This window comes from Streptomyces sp. NPDC033845, assembly GCF_055576225.1.
Genome location: NZ_JBVIRI010000004.1, coordinates 137,488 through 159,923 on the forward strand (window position 1 = coordinate 137,488; position 22,436 = coordinate 159,923).

Consider the following 22,436-nt stretch of genomic DNA (forward strand, 5'->3'; position numbering starts at 1 on the left):
GCCCCGTGATCCCCTTGAAGAACATCCCCAGCCCGTTCAAGCGGCGCGCCGCGGCGCTCCTTTCGGCCGCCACCGCCGTGGTCGCCGCCACCGTCCCGGCGAGCCCGGTCACCGCGGCCACCGGGCCGGCCCCGGCCGGCCCCCGGGCCGCCGCGCTGACCTGGACCGGCTGCGCGACCAGCCGCTACCCCGCCCTCCAGTGCGCCACCCTCGCCGTGCCGCTCGACCACGAACGGCCGGAGGGACGGAAGATCTCCCTCGCCCTGACCCGGGTCCCGCACACCGCCCGCACCTCCCAGGGCCCGCTGCTGGTCAACCCCGGCGGCCCCGGCGGCAGCGGCCGCAGCCTGGCCGGATACATCGCCTCCGCCCTGCCCAAGGAGGTGGCCGCCCAGTACGACGTCATCGGCTTCGACCCCCGCGGGGTGGGCCGCAGCGAGCCCGCCCTGGACTGCGGATCCGGTCACTTCGCACCCGTCCGCCCGGACTCCGTGCCCTACCTCCCGGCCGACGAGCGGGCCAACCTGGACCGGGTCCGCGCCTTCGCCCGATCCTGCGGGGACAAGCACGCCGACGTCCTGCCGCACATCGGCACGGTGGCCGCCGCCCGGGACATCGAGCTGGTCCGCGAAGCCCTCGGCGCGCCCCGGATCAGCTACTTCGGCTACTCCTACGGCACCTACCTGGGCGCGGTGTACGCCAAGCTGCACCCCGGGCGGGTGCACCGGCTGGTGCTGGACTCGGTCGTGGACCCCTCCGGGGTCTGGTACCAGGACAACCTGGCGCAGGACCTCGCCTTCGACGCCCGCCACAAGGCGTTCGCGGCCTGGGTGGCCCGCCACGACTCCACCTACCGGCTGGGCACCGACCCGGCGGAGGTGGAGCGCCGCTGGTACGGGATGCGCGAGGAACTGCGCACCACCCCGGCGGGTGGGAAGGTGGGCCCGGCCGAGCTGGAGGACACCTACATGCCGGGCGGCTACTACAACGGCTACTGGCCGCACCTGGCCGAGGCCTTCGCCGCCTACGCGGTCCGCCGCGACCCGGAGCCGCTGGTGGCCGCCTACCAGCGGTTCGGCGCCGTGGACCCGGCCGCCGGCAACAGCTACAGCGTGTACAGCGCGGTCCAGTGCCGGGACTCCTCCTGGCCGCGGGACTGGAACACCTGGCGGCGCGACATGTGGGCCACCCACGCCAAGGCCCCCTTCATGACCTGGAACAACGCCTGGTACAACGCCCCCTGCGCGTTCTGGCCCACCGAGCAGCTGCGGGCCCCGGACGTCACCAACACCGAACTGCCGCCCGCCCTGCTGGTGCAGGCCACCGAGGACGCGGCCACCCCGTACGAGGGCGCGGTCAGCATGAAGGCGAAGCTGGCCGGCTCGGTGCTGCTGGTGGAACAGGGCGGCGGCAATCACGGGGTCGCGCTCAGCGGCAACAAGTGCCTGGACGAGAAGGTGGCCGCCTATCTGGCCACCGGGCGGGCCGCCGACGCGGTGTGCCCGGCCCAGCCCGCCCCGGAACCGGTCGCCGGGACCCGGGAGTTGCCCGCCTCCTCGGGCGGCGCGGCCCTGCACGGCCTGCTCGGCCACCGCGGCTGACCGGAACCCGCCGCGCGGCGGGGCGGCTGCGCCATAGTGGAACGATGAGAACGATCGTGCTCATCGACGCCCCGTCCAACCTCGGGCTGCGGCCGCCCGCCCCGGGCACCGTCCCCGGGGTGTACAAGCTGGCCGGAGCGCTCCGCGAACAGGGGCTGCTGGCCCGGCTCGGGGCCCGGGAGGGCGGGGTGGTGGTGCCGCCCCGCTACGACCTGGGCGACTGGCGGGAGGGCGACGGGACCTTCCACGCCGACCGCCTCGCCGCCTACACCGTCACCCTCGCCGACCGCGTCGAAGCCCATCTGCGGGCCGGGGAGTTCCCGGTGGTCCTCGGCGGGGACTGCTCCGTCCAGCTGGGCGCCTCCCTCGCGATGCGCCGGCTGGGCCGCTTCGGGCTGGCCGCCATCGACGGCTCCGCCGACTTCCGGCACGCCGGGAACACCGGGGTCAACGGTCCGCTCGGAGCCGCCGCCGGGGAGGAGCTCGCCATCGCCACCGGGCGGGGCCGGCCCGAGCTCGCCGACATCGAGGGGCTCGGACCGTACCTGCGGGACGAGGACGTCCGGGTGTTCGGGGTGCGGGACGGGGACCCGGACCTCGCCGAACTGGCCGGACTGGGCATCCGTACGGCCCCCGTCGGGGAGATCCGCGCCCTGGGGCCCGGGCCGGTGGCCAGGGCCGCGCTGGAAGGACTGCACCCGCCGGTCACCGAGGGGTTCTGGGTGCACCTGGACGCCGATGTGCTCGACCCCGCGGTGATGCCCGCCGTGGACAGCCCCGATCCCGGCGGGCTGCTCCCCGGGGAACTGGCCGCCCTGCTCGCCCCGCTGGTGGCCTCACCGCGCTGCGTCGGCCTCAACGTCACCGTCTACGACCCCGACCTCGATCCGGACGGCAGCGCCGGAGCCCTGCTGGCGGACCTGGTGGCCGGAGCCTTCCCGGCCCCCTGAGCCGGGCGGCGGGCCCGCCCCCCGGGGGGTCTCCGGCGGACCGTCAGGGCGGTTGTCCACAGGACTTGTTCTCCGGCCGCCGTGGCGTGTTCCATTCCCTCATGGCCACTACCGTGCGTCGCGCCGTCGTCACCCTGCCAGCCGCCCCCCTGGGGCCCGAGAACCCCCTGCCCCCGCTCCGTGTCCTCGACGAGGTCCACGAGCTCGACCAGCGGTCGCGGGACGGCCTGCCGCGCCCGATGGCCAGACAGGTTGGCTGGGAGCCGCTCCGCTCCCTGCTGCCGGTCCGGCTCCGCGACGGATACCGGCGGGACCGGACGGCCACCGGGATGGACGCCCTGGTGCTGGAGAACGACCACCTCAGCGCCACCGTGCTGCCCGGTCTCGGCGGCCGGTTGTACTCCCTGGTCCACCGGCCCACCGGCAGGGAACTCCTCTACCGCAACCCGGTGTTCCAGCCCGCCGCGTTCGCCCTCAACGGCGCCTGGTTCTCCGGCGGCGTCGAGTGGAACATCGGCGCCACCGGCCACACCGCCCTGTCCTGCGCCCCGCTGCACGCCGCGGCGGTCCCGGCGCCCGACGGCGGGGTCATGCTCCGGCTCTGGGAGTGGGAGCGGCTGCGGGACCTGCCCTTCCAGGTGGACCTGTGGCTGCCGGAGGACTCCGCGTTCCTGTACGTCGGGGTCCGGGTCCGCAATCCGCACGAGCGGGCCGCCCCGGTCTACTGGTGGTCCAACATCGCGGTCCCCGAGGATCCGGGCAGTCGGATCCTGGCCCCCGCCGACCAGGCCTGGCACTTCGGATACGAGCGGAGCCTGCGCCGGGTGCCGGTGCCCGAGTGGGAGGGCGCCGACCGCAGCTATCCGACCCGCAGCGAGTATCCGGCCGACTGGTTCTACGAGCCGGAGCCGGGGGCCCGGCCCTGGATCGCCTCGCTCGACTCTGAGGGCCGCGGCCTGGTGCAGACCTCCACCGATCTGCTGAGCGGCCGGAAGCTCTTCGTCTGGGGGTCCGGCCGGGGCGGCCGCCGCTGGCAGGAATGGCTCACCGAACCGGGCACCCCCGGATACGCGGAGATCCAGGCGGGCCTGGCCCGGACCCAGCTGGAACACGTCCGGCTGGAGGCGGGCGCCGAGTTCAGCTGGCTTGAGGCGTACGGCCCGCTGGCCGCCGACCCCGCCGCGGTGCACGGCGCCGACTGGGCGGCGGCCCGGACCGAGGCGGAGCGGGCGCTGGGGGACGCACTGCCCAGGGGGCGGGTGGACGCGGCGTACGAGGCGTGGCGGCCCTTCGCGGACCGGGAACCGGAGGAGCGGCTGGCCACCGGATCCGGCTGGGGCACCCTGGAGGTGCTCTGCGGGGGCCTGAAGCTGCCCGGCACCCCCTTCGAGGAGTCGGCCCTGGGCGAGGCGGAGCGGCCCTGGCTGGAACTGTGGCGCAGCGGGGCGCTGCCCGGGCCGGGCCCGGTCGCCCCGCCGGGGCCCAGCCTGGTGGCCCCGCACTGGCGGGACATGCTGGAGACCGCCCCCGCCGACCCGCTCACCGAGTACCACCTCGGGGTGGCCCAGTGGCATGCCGGTGACATCGCCCAGGCGGTCCGCAGCTGGGAGCGCGGGCTGGCCCTCGCACCGTCCCGCTGGCCGCTGCTGCGCTGTCTGGCGGCCGCGGACGTCCTGGCCGGGGATCCGCGCCGGGCCGCCGACCGCTATGCGGAGGCCTTCGCCGACCTGATGGCGGAGAGCCGGGGCGGGGAGGCCTGGGAGGCGGCCGAGGCCGCCCTCGGCAAGGAGGCCATGACCGCCCAGCTGGCGGCCGGCCGGCCCTTCGAGGCGAGGGCGGTCTGGGACCGGCTGCGGCCGGCCCTGCGCGAGCGGGGCAGGTTCCGGCTGCTGGCGGCCCGGCTGCTGGTCGCGGAAGGCCATGTGGCCGCGGCCCGGCGGCTCTTCGAGGACGGCATAGAGGTTCCCGACCTCCGGGAGGGGGACGAGATCCTCGGCGAGGTGTGGTCCTCGCTGACCGACTTCCCCCTCCCGGCCCGCTACGACTTCCGGATGCGGCCGGAGCGGGCGGACTGACCGGCGGCCGGGCCGGGAGGGCTCAGACGCGGCACAGGACCTCGCCGTTCAGCACCGAGAACCAGGCGTCGGGCGAGGTGCCCCAGTCCCGCCAGGCCGCACCCAGGGAGGTCAGTTCCTCCTCCGTCGTGTGCCCGCCGGCCGTCGCGATGCCCGCATAGGAGGAGGCGGTGGTCCGGTCCGCCCACAGGCCGGACCACCAGGAGATCTCCTCCGGGGTGGCGTAGCACCATGCGGTCGCCGTCGCCGTGACCTCGGTGAACCCGGCCGCCCGGGCCCAGGCCGACAGCCGCCGTCCCGCGTCGGGCTCGCCGCCGTTGGCCCGGGCCACCCGCCGGTACAGGTCCAGCCAGCGGTCCAGTCCGGGGTGCTCCGGGTACCAGACCATGGCCTGGTAGTCGGCGTCCCGGACCGCCACCACCCCGCCCGGCCGGCAGACCCGGCGCATCTCGCGCAGTGCCTGTACCGGGTCGCCCACGTGCTGCAGCACCTGGTGCGCGTGGACCACGTCGAAGCTGTCGTCCGGGAACTCCAGCGCGTGCACGTCGGCGGTGCCGAACTCGATCCCGGTCAGCCCGCGCTCGGCCGCGTGGGCCGCGGCCTGTGCGACCACGTCCGCGGCCGCGTCCACCGCCACCACCCGGCCGGGGGCCACCAGCTCGGCCAGGTCCGCGGTGATCGTGCCGGGCCCGCAGCCCACGTCCAGCAGGTCCAGGCCCGGGCGCAGCTCGTCCAGCAGATAGGCGGCCGAGTTCCGGGCGGTCCGCCAGCGGTGCGAGCGCAGCACGGACTCGTGGTGCCCATGGGTGTAGACGGCGGATTCCTGGACGCGGTCATGGCTCATCGCGGCGCTCCTCGGGGATCGGTCCGGCTCTCCGGCTCTTCTCGGGACGGTCACCACCGTAGAGGATCATTTCGGGATCTGAGATAGGCGTCTTGACATTCGGACAGTAGTCTTGTGGGCCAAGGGGTGTCGGGCCGTGGCTGGCAGGGCCGCCGGGGGGCGAGGACAGTGGGCTCCAGGGAGACCCAGCCAGGGGAGAGGACGGTGGGACCCATGGAAGGAACCCGGCCGGCCACACTGCTCGAACGGCACACCGAGGCCCTCCGCCTGTTCGGCGACCGGGTCCACTCGGTGCGCGCCGGGCAGTGGGCGGACTCCACCCCCTGCACCGACTGGACGGTGCGGGACCTGGTCAACCACGTCACCGGGGAGCAGCTGTGGATCCCGCCGCTGCTCACCGAGGGGCGCACGGTGGCGGAGGTCGGCGACGCCCTCGACGGAGACCTCCTCGGTGAGGACCCGCCCGCCGCCTGGGACCGGGCCGCGGCCGGCGCCCGCGCCGCCTTCGCCGCCCCCGGGGCGCTGGACCGGACGGTCCGGCTGTCCTACGGGCCCGCGCTCGGAGCGGCGTACTGCTCCGAGCTGACCGCCGACTGCGTGGTGCACGCCTGGGACCTCTCCCGGGCCATCGGCGCCGACGACCGGCTCCCGGACGGCCTGGTGGAGTTCTCCATCAAGGAGGTCATGCCCTACGCCGACGGGCTCGCGGCCAGCGGCCTGTTCGCCGAACCCCTGGACATCCCGCCCGGCGCCGACGCCCAGACCCGGCTGCTGGCCCTGGTCGGCCGGAGGTCTTGAGCGGTCCTGCACGGCCTTGAGCGCATCCCGAGGGGCATTCCCTGCCAAACAGCCGTATAAAGGTCGGCGAAGGGCGAGAATCCGGTACGGCACCGAGGGACGAGGAGGCCGGGGCGGTGGAGGGGACCGAAGAGGTGCGGAGCACCGCGGCGACGGCCCGGGAGGGCGGCGGCCCCGGCGCGGTCCGGCACGGCCCCGCGACCTCCGCCCCCGCACCCGGAGCCGCCCTGCCCGTCCTCCCCGAGCTGCGCGAGGTGCTGGCCGGCGCCGCCGGCCTGGCCACCCCCGAACCGCCCGGCGGCGGCCCGGCCCTGCGGACCGCCGCCTGCGGCTACTGGGAGCGCCGGGGCCTGCCCACCGCCCCCGAGGACGTGGCGGCGGCCCCCGGAGCTCCGGCCCTGCTGCTCGCCCTGCTCGCCGCCGCCGGGGGCGAGGTGCTGCTGCCGCGCCCCTGTCCCGCCTGGTGGACCCCGCAGGTCCGGCTGCTGGGACGGCGCACCCACCACGTGCCCACCCCGGCGGAGTGCGGCGGGGTGCCGGACCCCTGGGCGCTGCTGGAGACCGTACGCAGGATCCGCGCCGAGGGCGGTGACCCGCGGCTGTTGCTGCTCAGCCCGGCCGACGACCCGACCGGCACGGTGGCCCCGCCCGAACTGCTGCTGGAGGCCTGCGAGGCGGCCGCCTCCGAAGGCCTGCTGGTGGTCGCCGACGAGACCTGGCGGGACACCGTCCACCGGCCGCACGACACCCCGGTCATCAGCCCCGCCGAAATGCTGCCCGACCGGGTCGTGGTCCTCGCCGACCTGGCCGGGGCCCTGCTGCCGCCGGGCTGGCCCGCCGGAGTCGCCCGCTTCCCCGGCACCCCGCGCGGCACCTGGCTGCGGGCCCGCACCCTGGACGTGCTGACCGCCACCGGAGCCGTACCGGCCGGCCCGGTCGCGGCCGCCGCCGGATACGCCCTGACGGAACCCCCGCCGGTGCGGGCCCGGATCCGGGCGGCGGCCACGGCCTACGGGGCGGTGGCCGGGGCCGCGCACCGGATCCTGCTCTCCGCCGGGGCCCTGGCCCGCCCCCCGCAGGCGGGCCGCCACCTCTACGCCGACCTGAGCCCGCTGCGCGCCGGACTGGCCCGCCGGGGCGTGGCCGACGCCATGGAGCTGGAGGACTGGCTCGGCGGCCGGCTGGGCGCCCCGGCCCCCGGCGGCCAGCGATTCGCCGACGAACTGGGGGCGCTGCGGTTCCGGCTGGCTACCGGCCCGCTGCTGGGCGCGACCGGAGCGGAGCGGCTGGCCGCCCTCACCGCCGCCGACCCCCCGAACCTCCCGCACGTCCGAGCGGCCCTGGCCACCCTGTCCGAAACCCTGACCGAACTCCACCCCTGACCCCACCCCACCCCGACCCGCACCGCCCGCCACCGCAACCCGCCCCGCCCACCACCCGCCACCCGACGCCCCCGCCGCAACCCGCCCGTCACCCCGACCCGCCCGCGACCCCGATCCGCACCGCGCGCCACCCGGCACCCCGCTCCACCCCCGCGCGCCGCCCGGCACCCCGCCCCACCCCGACCCGCCCCCGCACCGCCCCGCACCCCGCCCCGAGCACATCGCACCGCAGACTGCAGCCGCCCGCTCGCCGAACGGAGTCATACCGATGAGGGAACAGACGGACCGGCGCGAGGTCCCGCACCGCGCGGTGGTGCGCCCGACCGCCCCCGAGGACCGCCGCACCGGCCCGCCACCCGCGTCCGCACCGCGGCCCGCGCCCGGCCCCGCCCTCGCGCCCGCCCCCGCACCGGTGTCCGCCCCCGAGCCCGCGCCCGGCCCCGCCCTCGCGTCAGCGCCCGGCCCCGCCCTCGCAGCGGCCCCCGCACCGGTCGCCACCCCGCCCGCACCGGTCGCCGCCCCGCCCGCCGGGGCCCGGCAGCCCGTCCCGGTCCGCAGGGCGCAGCCCCCCGGCACCCACCCGCCCGGCAGCACCCTGCGGACCGCCGGGGAGCTCCGCTCCTGGCCGCGGTCCTTCGCCGACCGGCTGACCACCCCGCTGCCGGGGCTGCGCGCCTTCGCCCGGCTGGCCCGCGAGGGCGCCTTCCGGCCCGGCCCGGAGGGACTCCGCGGCATCCCGGACCTGCCGTACGAGCCGGCCCCGCTGCCCGCCGCAGGCCCCGGCACGGTGAGCGTCACCTGGGCCGGGCACGCCAGCTGGGTGATCCGGATCGGCGGACTCACCGTCCTCACCGACCCGGTGTGGTCCCGCCGGATCCTCGGCACCCCGGCGAGGATGACCCCGGTGGGGGTGCCCTGGGAGCAGCTGCCGCGGATCGACGCGGTGGTGATCAGCCACAACCACTACGACCACCTCGACGCGGCCACCCTGAAGCGGTTGCCCCGCGACACCCCGCTGTTCGTCCCGGCCGGTCTCGGCCGCTGGTGCCGGCGCCGCCGCTTCACCAGAATCACCGAGCTGGACTGGTGGGAGGCGGTGGAACTGGGCGGGGTCCGCTTCGACTTCGTCCCCGCCCACCACTGGTCCAAGCGCTCCCTGGTCGACACCTGCCGGACCCTGTGGGGCGGCTGGGCCCTCACCGACACGGGGACCGGCAAGAAGGTCTACTTCGCCGGGGACACCGGATACGGGCACTGGTTCGGGGAGATCGGCCGCCGCCACCCCGGGATCGACCTGGCCCTGCTCCCGATCGGCGCCTACGCCCCCCGCTGGTGGCTCAGGGACGTCCACGCCGATCCGGAGGAGGCCGTCCAGGCCTGTCTGGACCTCGGCGCGCTGCGGATGGCCCCCATGCACTGGGGCACCTTCGTGCTCTCCGCCGAGCCGGTCCTGGAGCCGCTGCACCGGGTCCGGTCCGCCTGGGCGCGCGCCGGTCTGCCCCGCCCGCACCTCTGGGACCTCCCGGTGGGCGCCTCGGCGGCCCTCTAGGCGGAGCCGCGCAGTCGGCGCCAGAGGGTGGGGGCCAGGCTGATCAGGAGGGTCAGGGCCACGGCCAGGGCCACGCCCTGCCAGGGTTCGGGGAACAGGGCGCCGCCCAGGATGCCGATCAGACCGTAGGTGGCGGCCCAGGCCAGACAGGCCGGGGCGTCGCCGCGGGCGAACCGCCGCATCGGCAGTCCGGCCAGCAGGCAGGCCAGCATCACCGGGATGCGGCCGGCCGGGACGAGCCGGGACAGCACCAGGACCAGTACCCCGTGCTCCTCCAGCCCGGTCTGGGCCTTGGCGAGCCGTTCCGGGGTGGCCCGGCTCTCCAGCCGGGCCAGCCAGCGGGATCCGTTGCGCGAGCGGACCCCGCGCCGCCCCAGCCAGTACAGGGCCAGATCGCCGAGGAACGCGGCGAGCGCCCCGACCAGGAACACCAGCAGCAGTCCGAAGGGCAGCGACTGGTGCTGGTGCAGGGCGACCACCGCGGCCGAGCTGACCAGGGCCCCGGTCGGGATCACCGGCACCAGGGCGCCCAGGGCCACCAGCAGGAACAGGGCGGGGTAGCCGACGGCCTGCTGGGCGGTCTCCGGAGGCGGCACCTGCTGGACCGTGTCCGCCCAGGGGGCCAGCGGGGCCCATGGTGCCAGCGGGGTCAGCGGAGTGAGCGGCGTCAGTGACGCGAGGGGGGCGAGCGTCATCACGGCAGCAGCACCGGCTCGCCGTGCCCGGGGGTGCGGACCGCCACCTTGGGCGCCTGCCGGGCCGCACGGCGTACGAACTCGGCCCCCGGGGCGTGGAACTCGTGCGGCCGGACGGCGTCCATGCCGATCGGCCAGTACGTGCCGTAGTGGACCGGGACGGCGGCCGCCGGGGCCAGGGCGGCCAGCGCCTCCGCCGCGCGCGCCGCGTCCAGGTGCCCCGGGCCCAGGTAGGGGCCCCAGCCGCCCACCGGGAGCAGGGCCACGTCCACCGGGCCGACCTCCTGCGCCATGCTGTCGAACAGACCGGTGTCCCCGGCGAAGTAGGTGGTGGCGGAGCCGTGCACCACATAGCCGAGGGCGGGGGAGAGGTGCGGGCCGAACGGCAGCCGGCGGCCGTCGTGGCGGGCGCTGACCACCCGGACCCGCACCGCCCCGGAGACCGCCACCTCCTCGCCCGGGGAGACCTCGGTGACGTGCAGGGACCGGGCGGCGGCCAGCCGCGCCAGGGCCGGCAGGGCGCGCCGGGCGCCGCGCGGGACCAGCAGCCGGGTGCCGGGGGCCAGCCGGGCCAGCGAGGGCAGGTGCAGGTGGTCGGCGTGCAGGTGGGAGACGAGGACCAGGTCGGCCACGGCCGCCCGGGGCGGGGGCGGGGCGCCCCGGCGGCGGCGCAGGTGCGCCAGCCGGCGGGCGAACAGCGGGTCGGTCAGCAGCCGTACCCCGGAGTCCTCGACCGTGCAGGTGGCATGTCCCCACCAGGTGATCTCCACCGGCACCGCGGCCCCCTCGTTCCTCGTGCGTCGCTCCCGATGGTCCGGACGATCCCTCGGGCGGCGCTCGAATCCGAGCGTAGGCGATCACTGGCCGACGGACCCCTCCTCGTGGGAGACCGATCGGAGTAGGGTCGGGCGGCATGGATGAGCTGCGGGTGGCCGCGATCGCCAGCCTGGTCCCGCTCGAACAACTGGACGCCGACCCCTTCGTGGTCGACACCCGGAGCCAGCAGGCCATGTGCGCGCGCTGGGCCGACGACCGGGGCTACGTGATCACGAGACAACTCCTCTTCTACGGGCTGCGGGCCGACCACTGCGCCCTGTGGTCGGATGTCGACGCAGGTCAGGTGGACCTCTTCGTCGCCCCCAACCGTCGGGTGCTGGGGCGGGCGCTGCGCTCGGTGGAGGAGTTCGCCGCCGAGTGCGGGCGCCGCGGGGTACGGCTGGAAACCGCCGGTCTGGACGAGCCGCGGTACACCTCCGCGATGAAGGCCGAGGTGCACCGGAGGCTGTCGATGCCGACCGCCGGTTACGACGGCACCTGACATTCCCGGCCCGCTTGCCGGCGGCCCGGACCCGCGCCCGGGGCGCCCCGGCGCTGGCCCGGGCCGCCGGATCCGGCTGCGCGCGGCATTGCGCCGTCCGTGTCGAACCGCCCGGTCAGCCGCCTTGTGCGAGGCTGGGAGAGGATCTCGCGGGCGGGGCGCGGGCCGGGATGCGAGGCGGGTGCGGAGTGCTCCACGGGCGGTGGCGGACCACGGGCGGCGCGGTGGTGCGCATGCTGCTGGTCTGGGCGGTGTCGACGGTCACCATGCTGGTGCTGGCGGTGGTCCTGCCCGATTTCCGGCTGCAGCCGGACGACGGCGACAGTCCCACCCGGATAGCGCTGACGGCCGCCTGGGGCGCGGGTGCCTTCGGTGTGCTGAGCGCGCTGGTCTGGCCGGTGGTGGTGCGGGCCCTGCTGCTGGTGCCGGCGCTGGTGCTGGGGCTGCTGACCTTCTTCCTGAACGGTTCGCTGCTGCTGCTCGCCCTGAGTCTGATTCCGGACGGTCGGGGGGAGGCGGCCCCGGAGACGGCCGTGGTGGTGGCCGCGGTGATGTCGGCGGTGGCCTCCGCCACCTCCACGGCCCTCGCGGTCCGGGACGACGACGCGTACCGCCGCAGGCTCTACCGGCTGGCCGACCGCCGCCGCAGGCGCCGCGGCCGGGAAGGGGACCCGGCGGGCGGCGAGGGCACCCCCGGGCTGGTCTTCCTGCAACTGGACGGGGTCGGGTACGAGCGGCTGCGGGAGGCGGCCGCCGCCGGGCTGATGCCCACGGTGGCGGACTGGCTGGACCGCAGCCACCGGGTGGCCCCCTGGCGGACCGACTGGTCCAGCCAGACCGGTGCCAGTCAGCTCGGCCTGCTGCACGGCTCCAACTTCGACGTGCCCGCCTTCCGCTGGTACGAGAAGGAGAGCGGCGAGGTCGTGGTCTGCAACCGGCCCAGCAGCGCCGCCGAGCTCCAGCGCCGGGCCACCGCCCGGGCGGGCCACGGCGGGCTGCTGACCGGGGACGGGGCCAGCCGCGGCAACCTGTTCAGCGGGGGCGCCGACCAGCTGGCGCTGGTGCTGTCGGTGTCGGCCCGGCGGGGCAAGGGGGAGCGGTCCCGGGCGGGCTACTTCGCGTACTTCTCGGATCCGGCGAACGCGGTCCGCACCGCGCTGTCCTTCGTGGCCGAGGTGGCCCGGGAGACGGGCCAGTCGCTCCGGGCCCGCCGGCGCGGGGTGCGGCCCCGGGTGTCCCGGGGCGGCCTGTACCCGTTCATCCGGGCCTTCGCGACCGTGGTCGAGCGGGACGTGGTGGTCTCGGCGGTGATCGGGGACATGCTGGCGGGCCGTTCGGCGGTCTACGCGGACCTGGTCGCCTACGACGAGGTGGCCCACCACTCCGGGCCGCGCGGCCGGGACACCGAACAGGTGCTGGCCCGGCTGGACCGGAGCCTGAAGCTGATCGCCAGGGTCGCCGACCACGCCCCCCGGGACTACCGGATCGTGCTGCTGTCCGACCACGGGCAGAGCCCGGGGGAGACCTTCCTCGGCCGCTACGGGCTCACCCTCAAGGACCTGGTGCGGGCCGGCTGCGGCCTGCCGGTGTCCCGGAAGGCGGGCCGGACCCACAGCGGGGCGGAGGCCCGCGCCGCGTTCCGCACGGCGGTCCGCACCGCCCTGCACCGGCCGGAGGAGGAGGCGCCGGAGGGCGCGGGGGACGGGGAGGAGCCCGGTTCGGACCCGGTGGTGCTGGCCTCCGGGAACCTGGGGCTGATCTCGTTCCCCGATCTGCCGGGCCGGGCCGGGCGGGCCGAGATCGAACGGACCCGTCCGGGACTGCTGGCCACCCTGGCCAACCATCCGGGGATCGGGTTCCTGCTGGTGGACGGGGTGGTGCTGGGCCCGGACGGGGCCGAGGCGCGGCTGTCCGTCCCGGGCGAGGCGGAGCGGCTGCTGGCCCGCTTCGGGCCGGGTGCGGCCGAGGCGGTCCGGCGCACCGACACCTTCCCGCACGTGGCCGACGTCATGGTCAACTCGGCGTACGACCCGGAGACCGGTGAGGTGCACGCCTTCGAGGAGCAGATCGGCTCGCACGGCGGGCTGGGCGGGGAGCAGGCGCACCCGTTCCTGATGTGGCCGACCGTGCTGATGGCCCCGCCGGCCGATCTGGTCGGGGCGGAGGAGGTCCACGAGGTGCTGCGCGGCTGGCTGCCGCGGCCGGTCCCCCCGCAGACGCCGCCGGGCGGGACCGGGGAACGGTCCCGCCCGGCGGTGTTCGACACCGACCGGTCGGCTCAGTCGAGGTAGTCGCGCAGCACCTGCGAACGCGAGGGGTGGCGCAGCTTGGACATGGTCTTGGACTCGATCTGCCGGATCCGCTCACGGGTGACCCCGTACACGCGGCCGATCTCGTCCAGGGTCTTGGGCTGGCCGTCGTTCAGGCCGTAGCGCATGGAGACCACGCCCGCCTCGCGCTCCGAGAGCGTGCCCAGGATGGACTGGAGCTGCTCCTGGAGGAAGGTGAAGGAGACCGCGTCGGCCGGGACGACCGCCTCGGAGTCCTCGATCAGGTCACCGAACTCGCTGTCGCCCTCCTCGCCCAGCGGGGTGTGGAGGGAGATCGGCTCGCGGCCGTACTTCTGGACCTCGATGACCTTCTCGGGGGTCATGTCGAGTTCCTTGCCCAGCTCCTCCGGGGTGGGCTCGCGGCCCAGGTCCTGGAGCATCTGGCGCTGCACGCGGGCCAGCTTGTTGATGATCTCGACCATGTGCACCGGGATGCGGATGGTGCGGGACTGGTCGGCCATGGCGCGGGTGATCGCCTGCCGGATCCACCAGGTCGCGTAGGTGGAGAACTTGAAGCCCTTGGTGTAGTCGAACTTCTCCACCGCGCGGATCAGACCGACGTTGCCCTCCTGGATCAGGTCCAGGAAGAGCATGCCGCGGCCGGTGTAGCGCTTGGCCAGCGAGACCACCAGACGGAGGTTGGCCTCCAGCAGGTGGTTCTTGGCCCGGCGGCCGTCCTCGACCAGGATCTCCAGCTCGCGCTTGAAGGCCGGCTTGTGGTCTTCCTCCTCCTCCAGCTTGTACTCGGAGAACAGGCCCGCCTCGATGCGCTTGGCGAGCTCGACCTCCTGCTCGGCGTTGAGGAGGGGCACCTTGCCGATGAGCTTGAGGTAGTCCTTGACCGGGTCGGCGGTGGCACCGGCCACCATCACCGTCTGGGCCGGGGCGTCGTCGTCGTCATCGTCGGACAGCACGAAGCCCTGGGCGCCGGGCTTGGCGGTGTCCTCCTCGGTGTCCTCGCCGAGGTCCTCGAAGATGTCCTCGCCCTCGGCCTCGGGGTTCTCGCCGCCGTCGGCGTCCTTGGCCCCGGCCTTCTTCGCCGCGGTCTTCTTGGTGGCGGTCTTCTTCGCGGCGGTGGTCTTCTTGACCGCGCGCTTCTTCGGCTCGGCACCGGTCACGGCGTCGGCGTCCGCCTCGGCTCCGGCCTCGGCGGCCGTCGACTGAGCGGATATCGCCGCGGCGGCGGCGGGGGCCGAAGCGGCGGTCTTGCGGGCACCGATCGGGCGCGGCGCGGCGGCCGCCTTCTTCACGGCGGTACGGGCCGGCGCCGCCGCGGCCTTGCGGGGCTTCTTCGCCGCGGTCTTGGCGGCGGGGGCCGCGCTCACGTGCAGCGCGACGCCCTCCTCGTCCAGGACCTGGTTCAGGCTGCGCAGGACCCGCTTCCACTGGTCCACCGGGATGCGGCCGGCCTCGAAGGCCTGGCGCACGTCGTCACCGTTGATGTGACCCTGCTCGCGGCCGCGCTCGACGAGAGCGACCAGGGCCTCGGATTCGGCGATCTCCGGAGGGAACGTACGGGACGGGCTGAGCGACACAAGGAGCCTCTCGTTGCGAACAGATAAAGGGCGGGCGGGACATCATCGCGCGGACTTCCGGAAACACCCCGGGCGGGGTGCGTATTCCGGCCGCTGCGCGAAGACGCCTGTCGGTTCATCGCATGCCCGAGTCGATTCGTTACGCACTGAATTGAGTGACCTGCGCCACGCTGCCAATCGGAGGCCGTGGTGATCGGTCCCGGATCAGCCCGGTTTGCGGGCTTCGATCAGGAACCTGGACGTGTGCGCGACGAACGGGCCGTCGCGCTCGATCCGTTCGTGGAGCTCGCGCAGCCGGTCCCGGTGGTGGCCGACCGTGAAGCCGGGCACCATCCAGATCACCTTCCGCAGGAAGTAGATCACGGCGCCGATGTCGTGGAACTCCGTCCGCAGCCGCTCCGCACGCAGATCCGTCACCTCCAGGCCCGCCCGGCGGGCGTCGGCGACCGCGTCGTCGGGGTGCCGGCCCCGGCGGACCTCCTCCGGCTGCGGCCCGAGGAAGTACTCGACGAGCTCGAACACGCTGGCCGGTCCGACCTGCTGGGAGAGGTATTCTCCGCCCGGTCTCAGCACCCGGGCGATCTCGTCCCACCAGACGGTCACCGGATGCCGGCTGACCACCAGGTCGAAGGCCTCGTCGCCGAACGGCAGCGGGGGCTCGTCGGCGTCGGCGACCACCACCGCGCCCAGCGGGTGCAGCAGCCGGGTCGCCCGGTCCACGTTCGGCGGCCAGGACTCGGTGGCCACCGTCAGCGGGGGCAGCCGTCCCGGCGGCACGGCCCCGGCCAGCACCTCGCCGCCGCCGGTCTGGATGTCGAGCACGGCCCGGGCCCCGCCCAGCAGCCGTTCGCCGAGCAGCCGCTGATACCCCCAGGAGGGGCGCTGCTCGGTGGCCCGTCCGTCGAGCCAGGAGAAGTCCCAGCCGTCCACGGAGACCGAGTCGGCCTCCGCGACGAGATGGTCGAAAGTGCGAGTCATGCCCTGATCGTCCCAGTACGGACCTCCGGGATCCAGCCGATTTCGCGGGATGGCCGTCGACTACAGTGGGCGGCGGGCCGTGACTGGCGTTCGGGTGGATCACCACCGGGGAGCGGCCCGCGCACGGCGGGCCGTGCGCCGCTGCCGCGCGCCTGGGCGAACCGCGAACACGAACCGCGATCCGCGACGCTCAGGAGACCAGCCCCATGACCACCGCCACCGCACGCCTGATGGACGGCACCGCCCTCGCCCGCCGGATCGGCGAGGAGACCGCGGCCCGGGCCGCGAAGATCACCGAACTCACCGGCACCGCGCCCTGTCTGGCCACCGTGCTGGTCGGCGAGGACCCGGCCTCCGTCACCTACGTGAAGATGAAGCAGAACCGCTGCGCCAAGGCCGGGATCACCTCCCGGCACGTGGCCCTCCCGGCCGAGACCACCACGGAGGAACTGGTCGCGGCGATCACGGCGCTCTCCGAGGACCCGGAGATCAGCGGCATCCTGCTCCAGCACCCGGTCCCGCACCACATCGACGAGCGGGCCGCCTTCGAGGCCATCGCCCCCGGCAAGGACGTCGACGGGGTCACCATGCACTCCTTCGCCGCCATGGGCTTCGGACTCCCGGGCTTCGTCTCCTGCACCCCCGGCGGCATCATGCGGCTGCTGGAGGAGTACGAGGTGGACCTCACCGGCAAGCACGCCGTGGTCGTCGGCCGCAGCGCGATCCTCGGCAAGCCGGCCGGCATGCTGCTGCTGGAGCGCAACGCCACGGTCACCTACTGCCACTCCCGCACCCGGGACCTGCCCTCCCTCGTGCGGCAGGCGGACGTGCTGGTCGCCGCCGTCGGCAAGGCCGAGTTCATCCGCGGCGAGGACATCAAGCCGGGCGCCGTGGTCCTGGACGCCGGATACAACGAGGGCAACGTGGGCGACGTCCACTTCCCCTCGGCCGCCGAGCGCGCCTCGCTGATCACCCCGGTGCCGGGCGGCGTCGGCCCGATGACCATCGCCGTCCTGCTGGAGCAGACCGTCGCGGCGGCCGCCGAGCAGGCCGGCATCGTCCTGGACTGACCGGGGCTTCGGTCCCGGGCCACAGGGCCCGGGACCCGGCCCGGCGGCCCGTACTGGCCGAAAGCAGGATCCCCCGCCGCTCCCACCGGGGTGCACTGGTTATGTGAACGCACCGATGGATATGCAGCCGAAGCCGGGGGAGCCGGACCGGGCCGCGGGCAGCCGCCGCCACCCGCGGGGACTGGCCACCCTGGTGCTCGCCGAGATGTGGGAGCGCTTCAGCCTCTACGGCATGGTCGCCATCCTGGTCCACTTCCTCGCCGCCCCGCGCTCCGCGGGCGGGATGGGCCTGGCCGAGGGCAGCGCCGAGGCCGTCGAAGGCGTCTACATGTCGATGATCTGCCTGCTGGCCCTGCCCGGCGGCTGGATCGCCGACCGCTTCCTCGGCGCCCGCCGCGCCGTCCTCTGGGGCGGAGTGATCATCATGCTCGGGCACCTGGCGATGGCCGTGCCCAGCGCCGCCTGCGTCTGGCCCGGACTGATCCTCATCGTGATCGGCACCGGCCTCCTCAAGCCCAACATCTCGGCCCTGGTCGGCCGGCTGTACCGGGCGGACGAGGACCAGCGGCGGGACGCCGGCTACTCGCTGTTCTACATGGGCGTCAACCTCGGCGCGGTGCTCGCCCCGATCGTCGTCGGCTACCTCGGCGAGGAGGTCGACTGGCACCTGGGCTTCGGCTCCGCCGCCGTCGGCATGGCCCTCGGCCTGGTCCAGTACGTCCTGGGCGGCCGCAAGCTGGCCGCCTCCCTCCGGGAGGAGCCGGTGGCCCGGCTCACCCCCGCCGAACGCGCCCGGCTGCGCCGCTCCGGCGCCTGGAGCCTGGCCGGCACCGCCGGACTGACCGGCGTCCTGCTCGCCGCCCACTCCTTCGACGTGGACTCCATCACCTTCGTCCTCACCGTGATCGCGGTGGTGGTCCCGGCGGGCGTGCTGTTCTCCATGTACCGCAGCCCCAGGATCGACTCCACCGAGCGGACCCGGCTGCGCGCCTACGTCTGGCTGTTCCTGGCCGCCACCCTGTTCTGGATGGTCTACGACCAGATGGGCAACGAGCTGAACCTGTTCGCCGCCGAGAAGACGGACATGAGCCTGCTGGGCTTCCACATGCCGGCCAGCTGGACCCAGTCCCTGCCCTCCCTGTTCGTGATCGCCTTCGCCCCGCTCTTCGCCGCCTTCTGGGTCCGCCGCGGCCGCAACGTCAGCACCCCGCTGAAGTTCGCCCTCGGCCTCCTCCTGGTCGGCGCCTCCTTCCTGGTCATGTCCGGCGCCGCCACCATCGCCTCCAAGGGGGTGCGGGTCTCCCTGATGTGGCTGGTCGGGGTGTACGTGATCCAGGTGCTCGGCGAGATGTGCCTGAGCCCGGTCGGGCTGTCGGCCACCACCAAGCTGGCCCCCCGGGCCTTCACCAACCAGATGATGGGCGTCTGGTTCCTGGCCGCCGCCACCGGCGACGGCATCGGCGGCCAACTGCCCCGGCTGGACCCCGTGCTGGGCCAGAACCTCAACTTCCTCTGGCAGGGCGCCGTGGTCATCGCGGCGGGCGCCGGCATGCTGCTGGCCACCCGCCGCCTCCGGGCCCTGATCGGCGAATCCCCGACCGCGGCCCCTGCTCCGGCCCTCGCGGCCTGAGAGGTCCTCAGCGGAACTCGTGGACCACCCGGATCGGGCCCACGATGTGCGCGTTGAACTCCGCCAGCTCCTCGGCCGGAACCCACAGTTCGAGGATGGTCCGCCCGCCGGCCTGCCGCACCGGGTACCGCCCGAGGAAACCCGAATCCACCTCGAACCGGGTGACGAACCCGGCGCCGTCGTGCTTCACGTTCCAGTCCCGGGCGATCCGGATCGCGTAGTCCTCGTCGAGCACCGGGTAGAAGATCGGCTGCTCGGGCAGCCGGGGCGGCCAGGCCCGCCAGTCCAGCTCCCGCACCAGCTCCAGCTCGACCGGACCGGTCGGCCGCCACAGCGTCGTCGTGGCCGTTCCGCCGTCCATCCGCCCTCCTCCCCCCACCATGGCGGCCCCCACGGACCCCCGGAACCCGCGACCCTACCGGCGCCCCGAACACCCCCGCCATCGAGTTCCGCCCGCCGGCCGGGCGGCATTACCTGGGGGGTAATCGACGTGTGGGGGCGGGGGCGGGAGAGTAAGGGCATCGGGTTCCGGGGGCGCGCACTCGTCTCCGGAGCCCGGCATTCGTCCCGTACAGATGGAGGGTGATTCCCGTGTCCGTGACCTTGATCGGAAGCCTGGCCCGGACCGCTGAGCCGAAGACCGCGCTGCGCCGGTTCCTCGCGCTGGACGCGGTGGTGACCGGAGTCAACGGGATCGCCTACGCGGCCTTCCCGGGCCAGCTCTCGGGGCTCCTCGGAGTCGGCGAGGAGCTGGTGCTGGAGCTGGGGATCATGCTCACCATGTTCGCCGCCGCGGTCGGCCTGCTGGCCTCGCGGCCGAACCCCGGCACCGGCTGGGTGAAGGCCGTCATCGAGGTCAACTACCTGTGGGCGGCGGCCAGCGTGGTCGCGGTGGCGATGCTGTTCGAGGCCCCGACGCTGGCCGGCGCCGTGTGGATCCCGGCCCAGGCCGCGACCGTCGCCGGTTTCGCCCTGCTCCAGCAGCTCGCGCTGCGCTCAGGGCGCGAGTGAGCGCAGGTACTTCACCGTCGCCGGGTCGGCCGGGAGCATCGTCTCGATGGCCAGCTCGGCGACGGTCACGTCCATCGGCGTGTTGAAGGTCGCGATGGAGGACACGAAGGACAGCAGATGGCCCTCGTGCTCGATGACCAGCGGCAGCGCGAAGTAGGCCACCGGCTCCTCCGGTTCGGCGTCGGCGCCGCGCACCGCGCTGTCGGCGCGGCCGGTCAGCTCGGGGGCCGGATAGCCGGAGACCTCCTCGTAGAGGGCGCGCAGCGGCTCCGAACGGGCCAGCGCGATCTGCCGCTCCATCTGGGCCAGCAGATGCCCGCGCCACTCCTTGAGGTTGTGGATCCGCGGGGCCAGCCCCTCCGGGTGCAGGGTGATCCGCATCGCGTTCAGCGGCGGCTCCAGCAGGTGCTCGGGAAGGCCCTCCAGGAGCATGGTGATCCCCCGGTTGGCGGCGATCACCGTGTAGGTCCCGTCCACGACCAGCGCGGGATACGGCTCGTAGCCGGTCAGCAGCCGCTCCAGCCCCTCCCGCAGGGTGCCCAGCGCCGGATCGTCCAGCGGGGTCTGGGCGTAGTGCGGGGCGTAACCCGCCGCCAGCAGCAGGGCGTTGCGCTCCCGCACCGGTACGTCCAGCCGGTCGGCCAGCCGCAGCAGCAGCTCCTCGCTGGGCCGGGACCGGCCGGTCTCCACGAAGCTGATGTGCCGGGACGAGGAGTCGGCGCGGCCCGCCAGCTCCAGCTGGCTGAGGCCGCGCCGCTCCCGCCAGGCGCGCAGCAGGGCCCCGACGGTCGGGGCGGAGGGCGTGGTCGTGGGTGTGGTCATGCCCAGGACCGTAGCCCAGTCCGCCTCAGCCCAGGTCGAAGGCGTTCCGCAGGCCGAGCCGGTGGCGCAGCCGGTCGTGCCGCTTGAGGTGTTCGATCTCCGGCACCCGGTGCAGCCCCCGGACCGTGCACCGGGGCTGCGTCGAACCGTCCCGGTCGAGCAGGGAGTTGACCGCGGCGCGGGCCGAGGCGTTGGCGCCCTCCATGGTGGCCAGGTCGATGTCCACCGACACGTAGTCCCCGCTGAGGAAGAAGTTCGGGATCCGGGTGCCGGCCGTCGGACGGTCGTGGAAGGTGCCGGTGGGGTGGATCAGCAGCTGGTCCTCGTTGGTCGGGTTCGGGGTGCCGAGGCCGTCGACCCCCGGATCCAGGAACCAGGAGTGCAGGGCGGTGTCGCGCAGCACGGTCCGGCCGCTGTCGTTGAGGGAGGCCTTCAGTTGCGCCCACACCTCGCGGGCGACCTCCTCGCGGGTGCACTGCTTGGCCGTCTTCCCGTACAGGATCCCCGGCCTGTCCCATTCGGAGACGTCCACGGACAGGCAGTCCACGGCCGCGCCGTCGCCGTAGTCGGCGGGGAAGTCCCGGGCCGGCCAGTGCTCGGCCTGCTGGATCGCGGTCAGCGACCAGGGGGAGTCGATGCAGTTGAGGTGGCCGTGGACCAGGGGGGCGCGCTCGGTGAGGTAGAACTGGATGCCGGTCATCCAGTCGGTCCGCAGCCGGTCGCAGCGGGCCAGCATCGGGTCCGCGGCGCGCAGTTCGGGGCCCCAGGTGGGGCGGGCGTGCTCCACCGGGAGGGCGCTGACGTAGTGGTCCGCGGTGACGGTCTGCCGGACCCCGGCCGGATCCTCGACCAGGACCCCGCCGACCCGCCGTCCGGCCGGGTCGTACCGGACCTCCCGGACCGTCCAGCCCATCTTGAACTCCACTCCCAGGGACCGCAGATGGGCCTCCCAGGGGTCGATCCAGGCCTCGTTGGTGGGCAGGTTCAGGATCCGGTCCGGCGGGCCGTCGGCGCCCAGGCCCAGGGCGTTGAACACGAAGGCCTCGCCGAGGGTGCCGACCGTGCGGGTGGAGGCCTCCTCGGCCTTGGTGGCCACGATGTTGCGGGTGACCCCGATCGCGAGGATCCGCTGGTACTCGGTGGACATCCGGGCCGCCCGGGTGAACTCCCACCAGGGGGTCCGCTCCCACACCTGGTCCCGGCGCTCGTCGCAGCTGGTCAGGAAGACCAGGGCGCGGTCCACGAAGTACGCGGTCTCGTGCAGCGGCAGCCGCACCAGGGTCTGGAGGATCCCGGTGAGGGCGCGCCGGAGCTCATCCGGGGTGAGCTCGGCGGGCGGGTGGTCCCGCCAGGGGATGGGGGCCCGGAGGTCCTCCCGGCCGCCCGCCCGGGCGAACATCATCTCGCGCGGGGCCACCAGGTTGTCCCAGACGCCGTTGGGGTTGCCGGGGAACGGGATGCGCCGCATGGTGTCCGGCAGGTTGTGGTAGATGCCGGGGATGAACCGGAAGCCGTGCTCGGCGGGCAGCGGCCGGCGGCCGCCGCGGGCGCTGCCGGGCACGTCCATGCTGCGCGCCTTGCCGCCCAGGGCGCGGCGTTCGTAGACGGTCACGGCATAGCCGCGGTCCGCGAGTTCGTGTGCCGCGGTCAGTCCGGCCACCCCGCCGCCGAGCACCGCCACCCGGCGGGCGCCGGGGGCCGGTCCGGCCGCCGGGGGAGCCGCCGGTAAGGCCGCCGCCGAGGCGGGGCCGGTGCCGAGCGGTCCGGCCGCTCCGGCCGCAGCCGCAGCGCCCGCCGCCGTCGCTCCCGCGATGAACCTCCGCCTGGAATTGCCCGTACGAGCCATAG

At 74.7% G+C, this 22,436-nt stretch carries 19 protein-coding genes and 1 riboswitch; of the genes, 11 read left to right on the forward strand and 8 right to left on the reverse strand.

Annotated features, from left to right (window positions below):
* Positions 1-14: 14 nt before the first annotated feature.
* The 3 genes from ACZ50K_RS10450 to ACZ50K_RS10460 all read left to right on the forward strand — a co-directional run bounded on the left by ACZ50K_RS10450 (position 15) and on the right by ACZ50K_RS10460 (position 4,626).
* Positions 15-1,601 carry an alpha/beta hydrolase gene (locus ACZ50K_RS10450; RefSeq protein WP_468901151.1) on the forward strand — a complete coding sequence of 529 codons (1,587 nt, stop codon included), beginning with the start codon at positions 15-17 and terminating at the stop codon, positions 1,599-1,601.
* A 44-nt stretch (positions 1,602-1,645) separates the two neighbouring features.
* Complete coding sequence (locus tag ACZ50K_RS10455; RefSeq protein WP_468900249.1) at positions 1,646-2,551, forward strand: arginase family protein; 906 nt, start codon at positions 1,646-1,648, stop codon at positions 2,549-2,551.
* 101 nt (positions 2,552-2,652) lie between these two features.
* Entirely contained in the window at positions 2,653-4,626 is a 1,974-nt protein-coding gene (locus ACZ50K_RS10460; protein WP_468900251.1) for a DUF5107 domain-containing protein, read from the forward strand.
* A 22-nt stretch (positions 4,627-4,648) separates the two neighbouring features.
* On the opposite strand, the gene ACZ50K_RS10465 is transcribed toward ACZ50K_RS10460, so the two are convergent.
* Positions 4,649-5,470 (reverse strand): methyltransferase domain-containing protein, encoded by an 822-nt coding sequence (locus ACZ50K_RS10465; RefSeq protein ID WP_468900252.1) that lies wholly within the window; start codon positions 5,468-5,470, stop codon positions 4,649-4,651.
* A gap of 213 nt (positions 5,471-5,683) precedes the next feature.
* On the opposite strand from ACZ50K_RS10465, the gene ACZ50K_RS10470 reads away from it, so the two are divergent.
* From ACZ50K_RS10470 to ACZ50K_RS10480, 3 genes are all read left to right on the forward strand, one after another.
* The gene (locus ACZ50K_RS10470; protein WP_468900254.1) at positions 5,684-6,268 is read left to right on the forward strand and encodes a TIGR03086 family metal-binding protein; all 585 of its coding nucleotides are present in this window, start codon (positions 5,684-5,686) and stop codon (positions 6,266-6,268) included.
* A gap of 116 nt (positions 6,269-6,384) precedes the next feature.
* Positions 6,385-7,650, forward strand: a complete 1,266-nt coding sequence (locus ACZ50K_RS10475; protein WP_468900256.1) for an aminotransferase class I/II-fold pyridoxal phosphate-dependent enzyme — start codon at positions 6,385-6,387, stop codon at positions 7,648-7,650.
* Positions 7,651-7,918: 268 nt separating this feature from the next.
* Positions 7,919-9,199 (forward strand): MBL fold metallo-hydrolase, encoded by a 1,281-nt coding sequence (locus ACZ50K_RS10480; RefSeq protein ID WP_468900259.1) that lies wholly within the window; start codon positions 7,919-7,921, stop codon positions 9,197-9,199.
* Here ACZ50K_RS10480 and ACZ50K_RS10485 read toward each other — a convergent pair.
* Entirely contained in the window at positions 9,196-9,894 is a 699-nt protein-coding gene (locus ACZ50K_RS10485) for a DedA family protein (RefSeq protein WP_468900261.1), read from the reverse strand. The genes ACZ50K_RS10480 and ACZ50K_RS10485 overlap by 4 nt on opposite strands.
* Positions 9,894-10,670, reverse strand: coding sequence for an MBL fold metallo-hydrolase (locus ACZ50K_RS10490; protein ID WP_468900264.1), 777 nt, complete (start codon positions 10,668-10,670; stop codon positions 9,894-9,896). The genes ACZ50K_RS10485 and ACZ50K_RS10490 overlap by 1 nt, the downstream gene beginning before the upstream one ends.
* Before the next feature lie 137 nt (positions 10,671-10,807).
* On the opposite strand from ACZ50K_RS10490, the gene ACZ50K_RS10495 reads away from it, so the two are divergent.
* Both ACZ50K_RS10495 and ACZ50K_RS10500 read left to right on the forward strand, forming a co-directional pair.
* Positions 10,808-11,212: a hypothetical protein gene (locus tag ACZ50K_RS10495; protein ID WP_468900267.1), complete on the forward strand. Its 405-nt coding sequence runs from the start codon at positions 10,808-10,810 to the stop codon at positions 11,210-11,212.
* Between the two features lie 170 nt (positions 11,213-11,382).
* A complete protein-coding gene (locus ACZ50K_RS10500) occupies positions 11,383-13,503 on the forward strand; it encodes a phage holin family protein (protein WP_468900270.1) in 2,121 nt (706 codons plus the stop codon).
* Here the strand turns inward: ACZ50K_RS10500 and ACZ50K_RS10505 are convergent.
* Together ACZ50K_RS10505 and ACZ50K_RS10510 are read right to left on the reverse strand one after the other, a co-directional pair.
* Positions 13,491-15,077 (reverse strand): RNA polymerase sigma factor, encoded by a 1,587-nt coding sequence (locus ACZ50K_RS10505; protein WP_468900273.1) that lies wholly within the window; start codon positions 15,075-15,077, stop codon positions 13,491-13,493. The two genes, ACZ50K_RS10500 and ACZ50K_RS10505, sit on opposite strands and share 13 nt — an antisense overlap.
* A 204-nt stretch (positions 15,078-15,281) precedes the next feature.
* On the reverse strand, positions 15,282-16,055 hold the full coding sequence (locus ACZ50K_RS10510; RefSeq protein WP_468900275.1) for a class I SAM-dependent methyltransferase: 774 nt from the start codon (positions 16,053-16,055) through the stop codon (positions 15,282-15,284).
* Between the two features lie 69 nt (positions 16,056-16,124).
* Positions 16,125-16,220, forward strand: a riboswitch (ZMP/ZTP riboswitch).
* 41 nt (positions 16,221-16,261) lie between these two features.
* Between ACZ50K_RS10510 and ACZ50K_RS10515 the strand changes: the two genes are divergently transcribed.
* Both ACZ50K_RS10515 and ACZ50K_RS10520 read left to right on the forward strand, forming a co-directional pair.
* A complete protein-coding gene (locus ACZ50K_RS10515) occupies positions 16,262-17,125 on the forward strand; it encodes a bifunctional 5,10-methylenetetrahydrofolate dehydrogenase/5,10-methenyltetrahydrofolate cyclohydrolase (protein ID WP_468900278.1) in 864 nt (287 codons plus the stop codon).
* Positions 17,126-17,228: 103 nt separating this feature from the next.
* Positions 17,229-18,755, forward strand: coding sequence for a peptide MFS transporter (locus tag ACZ50K_RS10520; RefSeq protein ID WP_468900281.1), 1,527 nt, complete (start codon positions 17,229-17,231; stop codon positions 18,753-18,755).
* A gap of 7 nt (positions 18,756-18,762) precedes the next feature.
* Here ACZ50K_RS10520 and ACZ50K_RS10525 read toward each other — a convergent pair whose 3' ends face one another.
* Positions 18,763-19,116, reverse strand: a complete 354-nt coding sequence (locus tag ACZ50K_RS10525) for a hypothetical protein (RefSeq protein WP_468900284.1) — start codon at positions 19,114-19,116, stop codon at positions 18,763-18,765.
* Between the two features lie 230 nt (positions 19,117-19,346).
* On the opposite strand from ACZ50K_RS10525, the gene ACZ50K_RS10530 reads away from it, so the two are divergent.
* Entirely contained in the window at positions 19,347-19,766 is a 420-nt protein-coding gene (locus ACZ50K_RS10530) for a hypothetical protein (protein WP_468900287.1), read from the forward strand.
* Here ACZ50K_RS10530 and ACZ50K_RS10535 read toward each other — a convergent pair.
* Positions 19,752-20,588 (reverse strand): helix-turn-helix domain-containing protein, encoded by an 837-nt coding sequence (locus ACZ50K_RS10535; protein WP_468900290.1) that lies wholly within the window; start codon positions 20,586-20,588, stop codon positions 19,752-19,754. The two genes, ACZ50K_RS10530 and ACZ50K_RS10535, sit on opposite strands and share 15 nt — an antisense overlap.
* Before the next feature lie 25 nt (positions 20,589-20,613).
* Complete coding sequence (locus ACZ50K_RS10540; protein WP_468900292.1) at positions 20,614-22,434, reverse strand: hydroxysqualene dehydroxylase; 1,821 nt, start codon at positions 22,432-22,434, stop codon at positions 20,614-20,616.
* Positions 22,435-22,436: the final 2 nt, after the last annotated feature.